The 16,654-nt window shown below is 69.1% G+C and carries 16 protein-coding genes; 9 read left to right on the top strand and 7 right to left on the bottom strand.

Annotated features, from left to right (window positions below; genetic code table 11):
- Position 1: 1 nt before the first annotated feature.
- From ABCU91_RS06635 to ABCU91_RS06615, 5 genes are read left to right on the top strand one after another with little or no spacing between them, the layout of a single operon-like run.
- Positions 2 to 826: an ABC transporter ATP-binding protein gene (locus ABCU91_RS06635; protein ID WP_406922359.1), complete on the top strand. Its 825-nt coding sequence runs from the start codon at positions 2 to 4 to the stop codon at positions 824 to 826.
- Positions 823 to 1,632: an ABC transporter ATP-binding protein gene (locus ABCU91_RS06630; protein ID WP_413355237.1), complete on the top strand. Its 810-nt coding sequence runs from the start codon at positions 823 to 825 to the stop codon at positions 1,630 to 1,632. Before ABCU91_RS06635 ends, ABCU91_RS06630 begins: the two co-directional genes overlap by 4 nt.
- Positions 1,629 to 2,708 (top strand): ABC transporter permease, encoded by a 1,080-nt coding sequence (locus tag ABCU91_RS06625; RefSeq protein WP_406922361.1) that lies wholly within the window; start codon positions 1,629 to 1,631, stop codon positions 2,706 to 2,708. Before ABCU91_RS06630 ends, ABCU91_RS06625 begins: the two co-directional genes overlap by 4 nt.
- Before the next feature lies 1 nt (position 2,709).
- Complete coding sequence (locus ABCU91_RS06620; RefSeq protein WP_133398355.1) at positions 2,710 to 3,723, top strand: ABC transporter permease; 1,014 nt, start codon at positions 2,710 to 2,712, stop codon at positions 3,721 to 3,723.
- Positions 3,720 to 5,960 (top strand): glycoside hydrolase family 3 N-terminal domain-containing protein, encoded by a 2,241-nt coding sequence (locus ABCU91_RS06615; protein WP_413355235.1) that lies wholly within the window; start codon positions 3,720 to 3,722, stop codon positions 5,958 to 5,960. The genes ABCU91_RS06620 and ABCU91_RS06615 overlap by 4 nt, the downstream gene beginning before the upstream one ends.
- Before the next feature lie 63 nt (positions 5,961 to 6,023).
- On the opposite strand, the gene ABCU91_RS06610 is transcribed toward ABCU91_RS06615, so the two are convergent.
- From ABCU91_RS06610 to ABCU91_RS06600, 3 genes are read right to left on the bottom strand one after another with little or no spacing between them, the layout of a single operon-like run.
- Positions 6,024 to 6,917 carry a carbohydrate ABC transporter permease gene (locus tag ABCU91_RS06610; protein ID WP_413355233.1) on the bottom strand — a complete coding sequence of 298 codons (894 nt, stop codon included), beginning with the start codon at positions 6,915 to 6,917 and terminating at the stop codon, positions 6,024 to 6,026.
- Position 6,918: 1 nt separating this feature from the next.
- The gene (locus ABCU91_RS06605) at positions 6,919 to 7,845 is read right to left on the bottom strand and encodes a carbohydrate ABC transporter permease (RefSeq protein WP_091352085.1); all 927 of its coding nucleotides are present in this window, start codon (positions 7,843 to 7,845) and stop codon (positions 6,919 to 6,921) included.
- Between the two features lie 5 nt (positions 7,846 to 7,850).
- Positions 7,851 to 9,131, bottom strand: coding sequence for an extracellular solute-binding protein (locus ABCU91_RS06600; protein ID WP_413355384.1), 1,281 nt, complete (start codon positions 9,129 to 9,131; stop codon positions 7,851 to 7,853).
- A gap of 125 nt (positions 9,132 to 9,256) precedes the next feature.
- On the opposite strand from ABCU91_RS06600, the gene ABCU91_RS06595 reads away from it, so the two are divergent.
- The gene (locus tag ABCU91_RS06595; protein WP_413355232.1) at positions 9,257 to 9,934 is read left to right on the top strand and encodes a TetR/AcrR family transcriptional regulator; all 678 of its coding nucleotides are present in this window, start codon (positions 9,257 to 9,259) and stop codon (positions 9,932 to 9,934) included.
- Here ABCU91_RS06595 and ABCU91_RS06590 read toward each other — a convergent pair.
- Genes ABCU91_RS06590 through ABCU91_RS06580 form a run of 3 tightly spaced genes read right to left on the bottom strand, consistent with a single transcriptional unit; the run spans position 9,921 to position 12,404 of the window.
- A complete protein-coding gene (locus ABCU91_RS06590; protein WP_413355231.1) occupies positions 9,921 to 10,394 on the bottom strand; it encodes a hypothetical protein in 474 nt (157 codons plus the stop codon). The genes ABCU91_RS06595 and ABCU91_RS06590 overlap by 14 nt on opposite strands.
- Positions 10,395 to 10,428: 34 nt before the next feature.
- Positions 10,429 to 11,142 (bottom strand): response regulator, encoded by a 714-nt coding sequence (locus ABCU91_RS06585; protein ID WP_413355230.1) that lies wholly within the window; start codon positions 11,140 to 11,142, stop codon positions 10,429 to 10,431.
- Positions 11,139 to 12,404, bottom strand: a complete 1,266-nt coding sequence (locus ABCU91_RS06580) for an ATP-binding protein (protein WP_413355229.1) — start codon at positions 12,402 to 12,404, stop codon at positions 11,139 to 11,141. The genes ABCU91_RS06585 and ABCU91_RS06580 overlap by 4 nt, the downstream gene beginning before the upstream one ends.
- A 136-nt stretch (positions 12,405 to 12,540) precedes the next feature.
- On the opposite strand from ABCU91_RS06580, the gene ABCU91_RS06575 reads away from it, so the two are divergent.
- From ABCU91_RS06575 to ABCU91_RS06565, 3 genes are read left to right on the top strand one after another with little or no spacing between them, the layout of a single operon-like run.
- Positions 12,541 to 13,557: a tripartite tricarboxylate transporter substrate binding protein gene (locus tag ABCU91_RS06575; RefSeq protein WP_413355228.1), complete on the top strand. Its 1,017-nt coding sequence runs from the start codon at positions 12,541 to 12,543 to the stop codon at positions 13,555 to 13,557.
- Entirely contained in the window at positions 13,554 to 14,150 is a 597-nt protein-coding gene (locus tag ABCU91_RS06570; RefSeq protein ID WP_413355227.1) for a tripartite tricarboxylate transporter TctB family protein, read from the top strand. Before ABCU91_RS06575 ends, ABCU91_RS06570 begins: the two co-directional genes overlap by 4 nt.
- 1 nt (position 14,151) lies before the next feature.
- On the top strand, positions 14,152 to 15,681 hold the full coding sequence (locus tag ABCU91_RS06565) for a tripartite tricarboxylate transporter permease (protein ID WP_413355226.1): 1,530 nt from the start codon (positions 14,152 to 14,154) through the stop codon (positions 15,679 to 15,681).
- A 56-nt stretch (positions 15,682 to 15,737) separates the two neighbouring features.
- Here ABCU91_RS06565 and ABCU91_RS06560 read toward each other — a convergent pair whose 3' ends face one another.
- Positions 15,738 to 16,634 (bottom strand): SDR family oxidoreductase, encoded by an 897-nt coding sequence (locus ABCU91_RS06560; RefSeq protein ID WP_413355225.1) that lies wholly within the window; start codon positions 16,632 to 16,634, stop codon positions 15,738 to 15,740.
- Between the last annotated feature and the right edge of the window lie 20 nt (positions 16,635 to 16,654).

Raw genomic sequence — 16,654 nt, 5'->3', positions numbered from 1 at the left:
GATGCGCGATTCGTTACTGTCCGTCGACGACTTCTCGGTCGTCTACGACGTCGACCCCCCGGTCGAAGCCGTCAGCCACGTCAGCCTCGAACTGCGCCGCGGCGAGATCCTCGGACTCGCCGGCGAGAGCGGATGCGGCAAGACCACACTCGCCTACGGCATCCAGCGACTACTCAAGGCACCCGCCGTCATCTCCAGCGGATCCGTCACCTTCCGCGACATCTCCGGCGAGGACATCGATGTCAACTCGCTCGGCCAGGAGGAGATGCGCCGCTTCCGCTGGGACAAGATATCCATGGTCTTCCAGGGAGCGATGAACGCCCTCAACCCCGTCGCCACGATCGGCTCGCAGCTCGCCGACGTCTTCGAGGTCCACCGGCCCGACATGAACCGGGCCGCGCGTCGCGACGCCGTGAACGAGCTGCTCGAGATCGTCAAAGTCGGCGCCGCCCGCAGCCGCTCCTACCCTCACGAACTCTCCGGCGGCATGCGCCAGCGGGTCATGATCGCCATGGCGCTCGCGCTCCGTCCGCAGCTGATGATCATGGACGAGCCCACCACTGCGCTCGACGTCCTCGTGCAGCGCGAGATCCTCAAACAGATCTCGCAGCTGCGCCACGAGTTCGGGTTCTCCGTCATCTTCATCACGCACGACCTGCCGCTGCTCCTCGAGATCAGCGACCGCATCGCCATCATGCGCAAGGGCGAGATCGTCGAGATCGACACCGCCGAGCGCATCTGGACCGCCCCGCAGCACGAGTACACGCGCACGCTGCTGTCCTCGTTCCCGCGACTCACCGGTGAAAGGGGGGTCGTCGTCCGATGACCACACTCGAATTCGACAGCGTCACGAAGATCTACCACGTCCGCGGCGCCGGTCAGATGAAGGCCCTCGACGACGTGTCGTTTACCCTGACGTCCGGTCAGACGATCGGCCTCGTCGGTCAGTCCGGCAGCGGCAAGTCGACGATCGCCAAGATCCTCACTCAGCTCGAGACGCCCACCAGCGGCGAGGTCCGCCTCGACGGCACCCCCATCCCCCGCCGGGGCAAGGGCCTGCGCGACTACCGGCAGCAGCTCCGCATGGTGTTCCAGGACCCGTTCGCCTCCCTGAACCCGTACCACTCGATCCGCCACCACGTCGAACGCCCGCTGCGGCTGGACAACGTCGTCCCGAAGAAGGACGTCGAAGACGAGGTGAGGCGCCTCCTCGACCGCGTCCGACTCGACCCCGACTCGGTCATCGACCGCCGTCCCCACGAACTCTCGGGCGGACAGCGGCAACGCGTCGCGATCGCCCGGGCCCTGGCATCCCGCCCCCGGCTGCTCGTCGCCGACGAGCCGGTGTCGATGCTCGACGTCTCGATCCGCATGGGCGTCCTGAACCTCCTCGCCGACCTGCAGCGCGAAGAGGGGCTCGGGGTGCTCTACATCACCCACGACCTCGCCACCGCACGTCACTTCAGCGACGAGATCCTCGTGCTCAACCAGGGCAGGGTCGTCGAGAGCGGCACCGCCGACGACGTCATCCTGCGTCCCCAGAACCCGTACACGCAGGAGCTCCGCGCTGCGTCCCCCGACCCCGAGAGCCACTTCGCGTCGGCTCCGGGACTGCCCGGAGGTGCCCGATGACCGCCGTCGAACCCCAGCTGCCCGTCGAGACGTCCGACGCGCTCGAGGTCGGCACCACCGCGACCACCGCCGTGAAGGGGCGCTCCCGCATCCCGTGGCGCTTCCTCGGCAGCCGCGCCCTGTTCTACCTCTTCACGCTGTGGGCGGCGATCACGATCAACTTCTTCCTGCCCCGCCTGATGAAGGGAGACGCGGTCGATCAGTACCTCGCCCGCAACCGCAACGTCACGCCCGAGGCAGCCGACGCGCTCCGGGCCCTGCTCGGCATCGACACCGACAAGTCGATGTGGCAGCAGTACGTCGACTACTGGGGCCTGATGTTCCGCGGCGACCTCGGCGTCTCGCTCCTGCACGGCCTCCGCCCGGTCGGCGAGGTCATCAGCGCGGCCCTCCCCTGGACGGTGGGGCTCGTCGGATTCGCCACGATCATCTCGTTCCTCATCGGCACGATCGGCGGCGCCATCATCGGCTGGCGCCGAGGGAGCCGCTCCGAGGTGATGATCCCGATCACGACCTTCCTCAGCACCATCCCGTACTTCTGGCTGGGGCTCCTCGCCATCGCCCTCTTCTCGGTCAACCTCAAGTGGTTCCCGATCGGCAAGGCGTACGGCGTCGGCTACTCCCCCGAGTTCACCCCGGAGTTCATCGGGCAGGTGATCCACCACGGCACGCTCCCGGCGGTGACGATCATCATCGCCTCACTCGGCGGCTGGATGCTCGGCATGCGCAACATGATGCTCACGGTCCTCGACGAGGACTACATCACCGTCGCGCAGGCCAAGGGCATGCCGAACTCGCGCGTGCTGTGGCGGTACGCCGCCCGCAACGCGGTCCTCCCCCAGATCCAGAGCTTCGCGCTGTCGATCGGCTTCATCGTCGGCGGCACGATCGTCATGGAGATGGTCTTCAGCTACCCCGGCGTCGGAAAACTGCTGCTGGATGCCACCAACGGCAAGGACTACGCGCTCATGCAGGGCGTCTTCCTGGTCATCACGCTGTCGGTGCTGGTGGCGAACATCCTCGCCGACATCGCCTACGCGTTCCTCGACCCGCGCACCCGCCAGACGGAGGCCTGAAATGACCACCACCGCCACCATCCGCATGGCCCGCACCGAGGACCCGACGCCCAACACGTTCTGGGCCCGCCTGGGGTCGGCGTTCGCGATGTTCCGGAACGCCAAGTCGATCACGGGGCTCGCCATCCTCGGCTTCTTCGTCCTCATCGCGATCTTCGCCGACGTGCTCGCCCCGTTCTCGCCCACTCAGGTCGACAACACGGCGCGGTTCCAGCCGCCGTCCGCCGAGCACTGGCTGGGCACCACCCACATCGGCGAAGACGTCCTCAGCCAGGTCATCCACGGCACGCGCGGCGTCATCGTCGTCGGCTTCCTCGCTGCGATCCTGGCCACCGTCATCGCCATCGTCGTGGGTGTCGTCTCGGGCTACGTCCGCGGATGGAAGAGCGAGGGCCTCTCGGCGCTGACGAACGTGTTCCTCGTCATCCCGGGGCTGCCGCTCATCATCATCGTCGCCTCGATGTTCGAGGAGCCGCCGCTCGTCCTCATCGCCGCGGTCCTGGGCATCACCGGCTGGGCGTGGGGCGCCCGCGTCCTGCGCGCGCAGACGATGTCGCTGCGCAACCGCGACTTCATCCAGGCTGCACGGGCCAACGGCGAGCCGCTGCGCCGCATCATCACCGTCGAGATGCTGCCGAACCTCATGGCTCTCATCGCCGCGAGCTTCGTCGGCACCGTGACCGCCGCCATCCTCGGCCTCACGACCCTGTCCTACATCGGCGTCATCCCGGTGAACACGTACAACTGGGGCACCATCCTCAACTGGGCGAGCGCCCAGGGCGCGTTCCGTCAGAACCAGTGGTGGTGGTACCTGCCCCCGGGACTCTGCATCGCCGCCATCGGCGTCGCGCTCTCGCTCATCAACTTCGGCATCGACGAATACGTGAACCCCCGCCTGCGTTCCGCCGGCGAGCGGGCCCGCGCGATGAAGAAGAAGGGCCTGAACGTCAACGACGCCGTCACCGCCGTCCGCACCGTCGAGGTCCCCGCCACCCGCCGGGAGGCCCGCGAATGACGACCGTCGACACCGCCGCTGCCGCTTACCTGGATGCCACTCTGTCGGTCGACGAGCGCGTCGCCGACCTGCTCGGGCGCATGACCCTGCCCGAGAAGGTCGGGCAGATGATGCAGTTCGACGCCCGCGAGGACCTCGAGCACATCGTGCACGAGCGCCACGCCGGCTCGATCCTCCACACGTCCCCCCAAAAGGTGCTCCGCGCCGCGGACCTGACCTCGCAGACCCGCCTGCGGATCCCGCTGCTGGTCGCGGAGGACTGCATCCACGGACACTCGTTCTGGGAGGGGGCGACGATCTTCCCGACACAACTCGGCATGGCCGCGTCCTGGGATGCGGACCTCGTCCAGCGCGTCGCGACCGCGACGGCGGCCGAAGTGGCGGCCACCGGCATCCACTGGACCTTCTCCCCCGTTCTCTGCATCGCCCGCGACCTCCGTTGGGGGCGCGTGGGCGAGACGTTCGGCGAGGACCCGTTCCTCATCGGCGAGCTCGCCTCGGCGATGGTGCGCGGCTACCAGGGCGACGGCCTCGACGACCCCGACGCGATCCTCGCGACCGCGAAGCACTTCGCGGGTTACTCCGAGACGCAGGGCGGCCGCGATGCGAGCGAGGCCGACATCTCGCGGCGCAAGCTCCGCTCCTGGTTCCTGGCGCCGTTCGAACGCGTCGCCCGCGAGGGATGCCGCACCTTCATGCTCGGCTACCAGACCACCGACGGCGTGCCGATCACGGTGAACGACTGGCTGCTCAGCGACGTGCTCCGCGGCGAGTGGGGCTACACCGGCACCCTCATCACCGACTGGGACAACGTCGGTCGCATGGTGTGGGAGCAGAAGGTGCAGCCCGACTACGCGCACGCCGCCGCGGCCGCCGTGAAGGCCGGCAACGACATGGTCATGACGACGCCCGGCTTCTTCGCCGGCGCCCTCGAGGCTTTCGAACGCGGGATGCTGGCCGAGGCCGACGTCGACCAGGCGGTCTCGCGCATCCTGTCACTCAAGTTCCGCTTCGGTTTGTTCGAGAACCCGCGCCTGCCCGACCGGGAGCGCATCGCCACGGTCATCGCGCAGGGCGCTCACACCGACCTCAACCTCGAGGTGGCGCGGCGCTCGCTCGTCCTCCTCCGCAACGACGGCACCCTCCCGCTGGCATCCGACACTCGGCGCATCGCCGTCGTCGGTCCGCTCGCCGACGACGCGCAGACGCAGCTCGGCGACTGGGCGGGCTCGTCCGGGCAGGTCGATTGGATGCCGGAGGGCCACCCGCGTGCGCAGATCACGACCGTCCTCGACGGTCTCCGCGAGCTCGCCTGCGGGGCGGTCGCGTATGCACGGGGCGCAGAGATCCTCCGCCTGACCGACGACCCTGCGGGTGTCTTCCCCGACGGGCAGCCGCGGCCGCCGATCGTCGTCCCGAGCGAGCCGGATGCCGCGCAGATCGCCGAGGCGGTCGCTCTCGCTGAGCGATCCGACGTGGCCATCGCCGTCGTCGGCGACCGGATCGAACTCGTCGGCGAAGGCCGGTCGACCGCGACGCTCGAGCTCGTCGGCGGCCAGCGGGCGCTCCTCGACGCCCTCGCGGCGACGGGCACGCCGCTCGTCGTCGTGCTGATGGCGTCGAAGCCGCTGATCCTGCCGGAGTCGGTGCGCGAGGCATCCGTCATCTGGGTCGCGAACCCGGGCATGCAGGGCGGACGGGCGATCGCGGAGCTACTGCTCGGCGAGATCGAACCCGCCGGGCGCCTGCCGATCTCGTTCGCGCGGCACGCCGGCCAGCAGCCGACGTACTACAACCAGATCCGAGGGCAGCACGGCGACCGCTACGCCGACCTCACGCAGGAGCCGGCGTTCGCCTTCGGCGACGGGCTGTCCTATACGACCGTCGAGTACGGCGACGCGGAGATCATGACGCCCGTCGTTTCGGTCGGCGACACGATCCGCGCGCGGATCACGCTGCGGAACACGGGGGATCGCCCCGCGCACGAGATCGTCCAGGTGTACGTCCGCGATACGGTGACCTCGGTGAGCTGGGCCGACAAGGAGCTCAAGACCTACCGCCACGTCGATGTCGCCGCCGGTGCCAGCGCCACGGTCGAGATCGACCTGCCGGCATCCGACTGCACGATCGTGGATGCCGGCGGCCGTCGCATCGTGGAACCCGGGGAGTTCGAGCTCCTCATCGGGCCGTCGTCCCGCGACGAGGTGCTGCGGGCGGTCTCGTTCGAGATCCGCTGACGCGACGGAGCAGCGAGGGGCGGGTGTCGTGGTGTCACCCGCCCCTCGCTCGACCTCCGCGTCCTACTTGAGCCCCGTCATCGTGATGCCCTGGACGAAGTAGCGCTGCAGGAAGAGGAACAGCAGCAGGATGGGCGTCACGACGAGCACGGACCCCGCCATGAGCAGACCGTAGTACGTGCCGTTCGAGCCGACCGAGTAGAGCGACAGCGCGACGGGCAGCGTGTACACCTGCTCGGTCTGGGCGATCACGAGCGGCCAGAGGAAGTTGTTCCAGGATCCGAGGAACGTGAGGATCGCGAGCGTCGCGATGGGCGGCCCGCACTGCGGGAGGACGACCCGCAGGAAGATCCTCCACTCCCCCGCACCGTCGATCCGCGCCGCCTCGATGAGGGCGTCGGGGACGCCCATGATGAACTGACGCATGAGGAAGACCCCGAGCGGCCCTGCGAGGAACGGCAGGATGAGCGCCGGATACGTGTTGACGAGCCCCATGTTCGCCACGAGGACGAACATCGGCACGAGCGTGACGACACCCGGCACCATGAGGGTCAGCAGCACGAGGCCGAACAGCACCTTCTTGCCCGGGAACTCGAGCTTGGCGAGCGCGTACGCGACCATCGAACAGAACACGATGTTGCCGACCACGACCACGAGGGCGACGACCACGGAGTTGAAGAAGAACTGCCCGTAGTCCAACTGCGTCAGCCAGCGGGAGTAGTTGTCGAGCGTCGCCTGCTCGGGCCACCACGTGATGGGACGCTGGAGCAGCTCGCCCTGTGTCTTGAAGCTGCCGAGCAGCATCCACATGAACGGGGCCAGCGTGATGATCAACCCGATCGTGAGCGCGAGATAGGTTGCACCCCGCGACCAGCTCACCGAGCGCCGCCGCCGGCGGGGCGCGGCATCCGTCGTCACCGCGGCCTTGTCCGGCTCGGTCACCGTCGTGATCGCCATGTCAGTTGTCCTTCGATCGCAGCAGCCGGAACTGCACGGCCGACAGCGCCGCGATGAACGCGAACAGCACGTAGGCCGCCGCGGACGCGAGCGAGTAGTCGCCGTATCCGAACTGGTTGTAGACGTAGTAGCTGATGGTGAGGGTCGAGTTGAGCGGTCCGCCCTGCGTCATGACGAAGGGCTCCTCGAACACCTGCAGGAAGCCGACCGACAGCAGCACGGCGCCCAGCAGCAGCGTCGGGCGCATGAGGGGAAGCGTCATGCTCGTGAATCGTCGCCACGCGCTCGCGCCGTCGACCTCCGCGGCCTCGTAGACGTCCCGCGGAATCGCCTGCAGCCCCGCCAGGAAGATGATCATGAGCGTGCCCATGTTGCGCCATGCGCCCATGAGGATGATCGAGGGCATCGCCCAGAACGGGTCGTTCAACCAGTCCGGTCCGTTGATGCCGACCCACGACAGCACCGTGTTCAGGAGCCCCGAGTCCTGCAGGATGAACTTCCACACGACCGCGACGGCGACGATCGAGGTCACGACCGGGGTGTAGAACCCCACCCGGAAGACGCTCCGGAACTTCTCGATCCCGGAGTTCAACGCGACCGCGAGCAGCAGGCCGAGCGCCATCGTGAGCGGGATTCCGACGCCGACGAAGTAGAACGTGTTGACGATCGACTTCACGAACAGCTCGTCCTGGAACAGCGCGACGAAGTTGTCGAACCCGATCACGTTCACCGAGAACGGCGAGCGCAGGTCCCGCACCCCGAGGTCGGTGAACGACATCGCGAAGGATCCCAGCAGCGGGCCCAGCATGAAGACCGCGAAGATGACGAGGAACGGCAGGGCGAACAGCCACGCCACCACGGCGGTGCGGCGCCGCTGGGCGGCGAAGCCTCCTCGCCGCCCAGCCGCACTCGTCGAGACGAGCGCCACGACGCTTACCAGCCCGTGCCGAGGGATTCGGCCTTGGCGACGATGGCGGATGCCGACTCCGCCGCGCTGCTGCCGTTGGCGACCTTCTCCGCTTCGGTCTCGATGAACGCCGACATCTCGTTCCAGCTCGGCACCGACGGCGGTGCGACGGTGTTCTCGAGCTGGTCGTTGAGGACCGACAGGCGCGGGTCGGAGGTGAACGGCTCGGAGTCGAGCGCGGAGGTCACGGCCGGGAGGGCGTTGACCGTCTCGAACCACTCCTGCTGCGTCTCGGGCTCGGACAGCCAACGGATCAGCTTCCAGGCTCCGTCGGCGTTCTTCGCTTCCTCGAACACACCCAGGTGGCCGCCGCCGAGGTACGAGTCGTTGTTGTCCGTGCCGGCAGGCACCGGCGCGGTGAGGACGTTCTCGTCGACCCACTCGGGCGACTCCTGGTCGCCGAGCACGCCCACCATCCAGGGACCGGAGATGAAGGTCGGGTTCGATCCGTTCGCGAACGCGGCCGTCTGCGCGTCGCCGTAGCCGGACATGGGCGCGAGCCCCGCGGTGAAGAACGAGGCGTAGTAGTCGAGCGCCTCGGTCAGGGCCGCCTCATCCCACGCATACGCGTCACCGGCGTCGTTCAGGACCTCGCCACCCGCCTGCGCGTAGAACGGCAGGATCACCTGGGTCGAGTCTTCCGCGTCGCCCATGGGGAGTTGGATGCCGTAGTCGGAGCCGTTCGCCTTCATCGCTTCCGCGAAGGCCGTCAGGTCGTCCCATGTCTTGGGCGCCTCGACACCCGCCTGCTCGGCGAGGTCCTCCCGGTAGTACATGACACGCGTCTCGACATACCACGGCACGGCGTAGGAGGTGCCTTCGACCTCGGTCGATTCGAGCGCCGTCTCGTTGAACGACTCCTCGTCGACGAGGTCGCCGGGGACCTTGGCGAGGCCGCCCGCGGCGACCATCGACGGAAGGAGCGACGACCCGATCATGATCGCATCGGGCACCGTGCCCGCGGCGACCGCAGTCTGATACTTCGTCATGACGTCGGTCCACGGGATCGACGTGACGGTCACCTTCGCATCGGGGTTCTCCTTCACGAACCCGTCCGCGAAATCGGCGAGGTTCTCGCCTTCCTCACCCATCGCCCACACCTCGATGGTGCCCTTCGCCGCGGACTCGTCGACTGTCGCGGCCTCGCCGCCGCCACCTTGACCGGCATCGTCTGCACGGCCGCACCCGGCGAGAGCCAGCATTCCGACCACACCGATGGCACTGAACGCAAGTGCCCTGTTCCGCATCTTCACGGGATCCTCCTCATCGAGTCTTGACGCCGCAGCAGTCGACGGGAAAAGTAACTTAGCAACTGCTCGCTTAGTTTGTTGAGCATAGACTGACGGCAACCGACCTCGCAAGAGAGCAGGCCATGAGCAACGCAGCCGAAGACACGCCCACCGACCTTCCCGGCCGACCCGACCTCCGTCGCGTCCGTGGGGACAAACGGCGGACCACGATCCTGGAGACCGCCGTCGAAGTGTTCGGCGAGCAGGGCTACCGCGGCACGTCGCTGCGCGAGATCGCGCGCCGCGTCGGCATCTCGGACGCCGGCCTCTTGCACCACTTCGGTTCCAAGGTCGGACTGCTCGCCGCGACCATCGCGGCGCGCGACGAGATCGACCGCGCACGCCGCGAGGAGTCCGAAGCCGCCGGCGTCAGCTTCGTCGACACGATGCGCGAGCAGGTGGCGCGCAACACCCGCTCCCCCGGCCTCGTCGCCCTGCACGTCGTGCTCTCCGCCGAAGCGACCGACCCGCAGCATCCCGCCCACGAGTCCTTCCGCGATCGCTACCGCGCACTCCGGCACCAGGACGATGAGTCGTTCTCCCGGTTGCAGGATGAGGGCCACCTGCGCAACGACCTCGACGCGGAGCGAGTCGGTCAGCTCGTGACGGCGATGATGGACGGCCTGCAGCTGCAGTGGCTTCTCGACCCGGACGCCGTCGACATGGCGGGACTGTTCGAGGACTTCCTGCACCTGCTCGAGATCCCGGCCCCGCGCGAGGACGGCGCGGCCGAGGGGCGCGCTCCGGCTAGCCCTGAGTGAGCACCTCGGGAGAGGCGTCGTCGGATCCGTCCGACAGCTCGACGCGCGTCCACGGGATCGGCGCCTCGGCGAACACCGGCTCCAGCACGCGCCACATCTCGTCGGCGTCGTCGCCGTAGAAGAACACGTCGTAACCGCCGAGGCCGGCGCCGTTGCCGTCGGTCTGACCGACACCGGCGTCGAGCAGCGCCTGGTCGGCGGCGAGTTCGGTCTCGAACAGCGCGTTCATGAGATCGACGTCGAACTCGCCCTCAGGCACCTCGAAGGAGACGATGACCCAGTCGTACTCGTCGGCTGTATCGATCTCTTCCTCGAGCTCAGCGGACGCGTCGGGTTCGGTCCGGCCGGTCACGTCCGAGAGCTGCATCTGCAGCAGGGACAGCGGTGAGCACGCGCTCAGCGCGGCGCCCGCTGCGACGAACAGCATCGCGGCGAGCAGGCGATGAGCGCGGGAGACCATGTCGCGATCGTAGCGCCCGCGGCGCCGCCGAACCTCACCCCGGAGCGAGGCGGTACAGCATTTCGGGGCGTCCCCGCTTGCCGTACCGGTGCGACACCGCGATCGCGCCGGACTCCGCGAGGTGCGCGAGGTACCGATGCGCGGTCGCCCGAGACATCTCGCAGGCTGCGGCGACCTCGGCGACGGAACGCCCGGCCCCGGCATCGAGCGCGGTCAGCACGCGTTCCAGCGTCGGGGCGGCGAGTCCCTTCGGCAGCGCTCGAGCCCCACGGGCCGGCGACGTGACGGTGCGGATGCCGCCGGTCGCCAGCAGCCGATCGATCTCCGCCTGTGCGAGCGGGCGCTCCCGCCCGGCATCCGCTCTCGCGTCGCGCTCCTCGCGATACCGTTCGAGCCGCTCCCGCAGCGCCGCCTCGGTGAACGGCTTCACGAGATACCCGACGACCCTACCGGCGAGCGCCTGACGGACGGTCGTCTGATCCTGCGACGAACTGATCACGAGGACGTCGGGTCCACCGTCCGCGACCGTCCGCAGCCGGTGCAGCACCTCGACGCCGCTGATGTCGGGCAGGCGCATGTCGAGCAGGACGAGGTCGACCCCCGACGAGCCCTGGGCGAGCGCTTCCCGCCCGGTGCCGGCCGATCCTGCGACGACGAACCCGGGCACGCCGTCGACGAATCGGCAGTGCAGGGCGCGCGCGCCCCGATCATCATCGACGACCAGCACGCGGATCGCCTGCCCGCTCACACCCGCTCCATCTCGAAGGCGAAGCGCGCCCCACCGAGCACGGACGAACCGACCTCGATCGTGCCGCCGCGGGAGGTCACCGTGCGCCGCACGGTGTCGAGGCCGTACCCCCGCCCGAAGCCCGACGGGTCCGTCTTCGTCGAGAACCCCTGCCCGAAGATGCGACCGACGACAGCCGGATCCACCCCCGGACCATCGTCGTCGACGGCCCCGATGAGGCGACCCTCGGCCTCGCGCAGCACGCAGCGCACGCGCCGCGCGCCGGCCTCGCCCGCATTGCGGCACAGGTTCGCGACGACCGACACGGCACCGTCGTCGAGGTCGCCGTCGAGCGCGAGGTCGAACTCCGCCTGCGCGCCGAGTTCCAGCAGCTCGGCACGCACGGCGTGCACGGTCGCAGCGGCGACGGGCTCTCCAGCGTCCTCGGCACCGGCCGCAGTGCGCACCGGGGCGACCTCCTCGATGTAGCCGAGCGCCGCAGCCGTGTCGCCGTGCGAGACGAGCCCGTGGACGACATGCAGTCGCGTGCCGAACTCGTGCGCCTGCTCGCGGAGCGCGGCGGTCGTCCGCCGCATCTGCGCGTTCTCCGCAGCGACCGCATCCGCCCGCCGGAACCTCCGCTCGACCGCGGTCGTCAGCGCGGAACTCGCGAGCGACGCGACGACGAGCGCGCCGATCCCCCACGGCAGCAGTGCGCCGAGCGCCGCGTCCCGGTCCGCGGCGATGCTCGACTCGAGCACACCGACGGCGACCATGCCGACGACGGTGCCACCGTCATCCCGCACCGGCACCTTCGCACGCAGCGACGGGCCCGAGGCGCCCCGCTCGGTGCCGAGGAACGTCCCACCCTCCAGCACGGGGGCGTTCGTGGTCTCGACCTGCACGCCGCGTTCGGACGCGAGCGGATGCGTGATGCGGACGCCCTCGTCGTCGGTGATGACGACGTAGTAGACGCCCGCGGACTCCACGACGAGCTCGGCGAGCGGCTGCAGCGCCGTCGTCGCCGCGGCGAGATCGGCGGCGTCGGCGAGATCGCCCGGGCGACCGGCATCCGTCACCGTCGTCAGGGTCGTCCGGACCTCGGCGAGATCCGCGAGGCTCCGGGCGACGGCCATGACCCGCTCGGCCGTCGCCTCGCGGATCGTGCGCTCCTGCACCGTCATCGCGACCGCGACCGTCGCCGACAACGCGGCGAGCGTCACCACCGAGGGCAGGACGAGCAGCGCGAGCCGGAGCACGCGGGGCCGCCGCGGAGACGCCATCGTTCACCACTCCCGTCCATGCACGGTGCGTGAGCGTTTAAGAGAACAAAAGCCGAAGGATGCCGCTGCCGCACCGCGCGCTGTCATCCTATTTCGATCTCGCGGAGACGACGATGTCCGCGCGAATGGAGCAATGATGACCCAGACAGATACCCCTGCACCGCCGCCGAGCAGGCGCCGCACCGTGGTCGGCCGCGTGGTCGGCGGTGTCATCGCCGCCGCCGCGATCGGAACCGCGGCCGCCGGGTCGATCGCCTCGGCGAGCACCGGCAGTGACATCAACGCGTCGATGACGATCGTCGCCCCCGCCGCCGCCGGCGGAGGCTGGGACGGCGTCGCCCGTGAACTCCAGCAGGCGCAGAAGGCCAACGGTCTCGTGAACAACGTGCAGGTCGTGAACATGCCGGGTGCCGGCGGCACGATCGCCCTCGGCAACGTCTCGGTCCTCGAGGGCCAGGCGAACAACATGCTCGTGGGCGGCACGGGTCTCCTGGCGGCCACGATCCAGTTCAACTCCGCCGCGACCCTCGATGACGTCACCCCGCTCGCGGTGGTCGTCGAGGAGTACGACGTCATCGTCGTCCCCGCCGACTCCCCGTACGAGACGCTCGACGACCTCGTGCAGGGCTGGAAGGAGGACCCGAAGGCCCTCCCCTGGACCGGCGGCGGCTCGTTCGACCAGCTCGTCGTCACCGACCTCGCGCTCGCTGCCGGCATCGAGCCTGTCGACACCACTTACATCTCCTCCGACGGCGGTGGCGAGGCGATCCAGGCTCTCCTCAACGGCACCGCGAAGGCCGCCGCCGGCGGCTACCCCGACAACATCGACCAGATCGAGGCCGGACGCCTGCGCGCCCTCGCCCTCGTGGCGAAGGAGCCCGTCGACGGCATCGACATCCCGACCGCCGCCGAGCAGGGCTACGACGTCTCGCTGACCAACTGGCGCTCGCTCTCGGCGCCGTCCGGTCTCGAGGACAGCGAACGCGAGGCACTCACGGAGCTCGTCCTCGACAGCGTCGCGACCCCCGAGTGGGCCGACGCGATGGACCGTTACTACTGGACCGAACGCATCATCACGGGCGACGAGCTCGACGCGTTCCTGAAGGACGAGGAGACGCGCATCCGCGGCCTCTACGAGGAGATGGGCCTGTGACCTTCCCCGCGAACCCCACCTCGGCATCCGCCGTCGTCGGCCAGCGCCTACGGCTGGTCTCCGGCCCCGGCGCCGCGGCCCTCCTCAAGGGCCTCACGATGCCGGTGATCCTCGTCGCCTTCGCCACCTACCTCGTCGTCGGCATCGTCACCATGCGCGTACCCGAGGGCACGGCGTTCCCCGGTCCGCAGTTCTTCCCCGGCATCATCGCGGCCGGCCTCTACGTCTTCGCCGCCACCCTCGCCGTCGGCACGATCCGCGAGATCCGCGCGACGCCCGACGCCCTCACCGCCGAGATCGAGGCGGCGCGCGCCGAGGCGGCGGGTGAGGAGCCCGCCGCCAAGCCCGTCCGCGTCGACATCCGCTCGTTCGCATGGGTGGTCCTGTCGTTCCTCGCCTTCGCCTTCCTGCTCGAGGTCCTCGGCTGGATCATCGCGGCGGGCCTGCTGTTCTGGTGCGTCGCGCGCGCGTTCGGCTCGACGAAGTGGCTGCAGAGCCTCATCGTGGGGCTCACGCTGAGCTCGCTCGCCTACATCGGTTTCGACATGGCCCTCGGGATGCCCCTCCCGTCCGGCATCCTCGGAGGGTTCTGACATGGACGTCCTGACACTTCTCGGCGAAGGATTCGCCGGCGCCCTCACCCCCGCGAACCTGCTGTGGGTCCTGATCGGATGCCTCCTCGGCACCGCTGTCGGAGTCCTCCCCGGCCTCGGGTCGTCCATGGCGGTCGCGCTGCTGCTGCCCATCACCTTCTCGCTCGACCCGACCGCGGCGTTCATCATGTTCGCGGGCGTCTACTTCGGCGGCCTCTTCGGCGATTCGACGATGGGCATCCTCATGAACACGCCGGGGCAGGCATCCGCCATCGCGTCGACGTTCGAGGGACACAAGATGGCCCTCAACGGCCGCGCGGCCCAGGCGCTCGCCACGGCCGCCATCGGCGCCTTCATCGGAGGAATGGTCGCCTCGATCGTCGTCGTGTTCGTCGCCCCGGCCCTCGCCGACTTCTCGAGTCGGTTCGGTCCGGCCGAGTTCTTCGCCCTCGCCGTCTTCGCCTTCGCGGCGACGTCGTCGGTCGTCGCCGACAGCGCGATCAAGGGTCTGACGTCGCTGTTCATCGGTCTCGGGATCGCCGTCATCGGCATCGACGGCGTCTCTGGCGCACCGCGGTTCACGCTCGACTCGCCGAACCTGTTCGACGGCATCTCGCTCGTGACGGTCACGGTCGCCATCCTCGCCCTCGGAGAGGTCATCTACGTCGCGTGCCTCGAGCGGCACATGACGGACAAGGCGCTCATCAAGCCCACGGGTCGCCCGTGGCTGAGCCGCCGAGAGTTGAAGGAGGCGGCGCCCGCCTGGCTGCGCGGCACCGCCATCGGCCTTCCGTTCGGCGTGGTCCCCGCGGGCGGGTCGGAGATCCCGACGTTCCTGGCCTACGGCCTCGAGAAGCGCCTCGACAAGCGGCGCAAGAACCCCATGTTCGGCAAGGGAGCCATCCGCGGTCTCGCCGCCCCGGAGGCGGCCGGCAACTCGACCACCGGCATGGCGATGGGCGCTCTCCTCGCCCTCGGCCTCCCGATCTCGGCGACCGCCGCGATCATGCTCGCCGCCTTCCGTCAGTACGGTCTCCAGCCCGGCCCGCTGCTGTTCGACCGCGCCCCCGACCTCGTCTGGGCGCTGCTGGCGAGCTTCTTCATCGCGATGGTCGTCCTCCTCATCCTGAACCTGCCGTTCGCGATGCTCTGGGCGAAGCTCCTGCTGATCCCGCGCCCGTACCTGTACGCCGGCATCACGCTCTTCTGCGGTCTCGGCATCTATGCCACGTCGGGGTCGACCTTCGACCTGGTGATGCTGCTGGCCATCGGACTGCTGGGGTTCCTGATGCGAGCGCTCGACTTCCCGCTCGCCCCGCTCATCATCGGGATGGTCCTCGGCCCGCTGGCCGAGACGAGCCTGCGGGATGCCGCCATGAGCACCAACGGCGACTTCTCGGTGCTCGTGCACGGTCCGATCACGATCACCCTCTACGCGCTCCTCGCGGCGGTGCTCGTGTTCTCGATCCGCGGCAAAGTCGTCGCCCGCAAGCGAGCGAAGGCGGCGGATAAGGAACTCGTCGACGCCTGACCGAACAAGACGACGGCCCCGGTGCGTGATGCGCCGGGGCCGTCGTCATGCGATCGTCAGGGCGTCGGCATCCCGCCGTTGACGTTCAGTGTCTCGCCGATCACGTAGCTCGACTCCGCCGACGCGAGGAACACGTACGCCGGGGCGAGCTCGGCGGGCTGGCCCATGCGTCCGAGGGGAGTCTCCTCGCCGAACGATTCGATCTTCTCCTGGGGCTGACCGTCCGACACCTGCAGCGGCGTCCAGATCGGTCCCGGAGCGACCGCGTTGACGCGGATGCCCTTCGGTGCCAGCTGCTGTGCGAGCGCCTTCGTGAAGGCGTTGATCGTCGCCTTCGTCGAGGCGTAGTCGACGAGGGTCTCCGACGGCGAGTACGCCTGGACCGACGTCGTGTTGATGATCGTCGCGCCCGCCGGCAGGTGCGGCAGCGCCGCCTTGGTGATCCAGAACATCGCGTCGACGTTCGTCGTGAAGGTGTCGTCGAACTGCTGGTCGTCGAGGGTCGTCAGATCCTTGTTGAAGATCTGCTTGCCGCCGTTGTTGACGATGATGTCGAGGCCGCCGAGGCCCTCGACCGCCTGGGCGACGAGGCCCACGCAGTAGTCCTTGTCCTTCAGATCACCCGGCAGGGTGAGGACGTTCGCACCGGCCTCGCGGAGGATGCCCGCGATGCGCTGCGCGTCCTCCTCCTCGTCGGGCAGGTACGACAGGGCGACGTCGGCGCCCTCGCGGGCGAAGGCGATCGCCGTCGCGGCGCCGATGCCGGAGTCGCCGCCGGTGATGAGCGCCTTGCGTCCGGTCAGCCGGCCGGTGCCCCGGTAGGTGTCCTCACCGAGATCGGCCTGCGGAGCGAGGTCGGCGTCGAGGCCGGGCTCCTCCTGGTGGCCCTTCTGCGGTTCGATCTCCGAGTAGAGCTCCACCGGGTTCGTGAACGTGTACTGGTCGCGTGCCATCGTGCTCTCCTTCTTCGTGG

This window comes from Microbacterium phoenicis, from assembly GCF_047302325.1.
GTDB lineage: Bacteria > Actinomycetota > Actinomycetes > Actinomycetales > Microbacteriaceae > Microbacterium.
The sequence above is the reverse complement of the archived record's forward strand: the minus strand, read 5'-3'. Positions and strand labels throughout refer to the sequence as shown.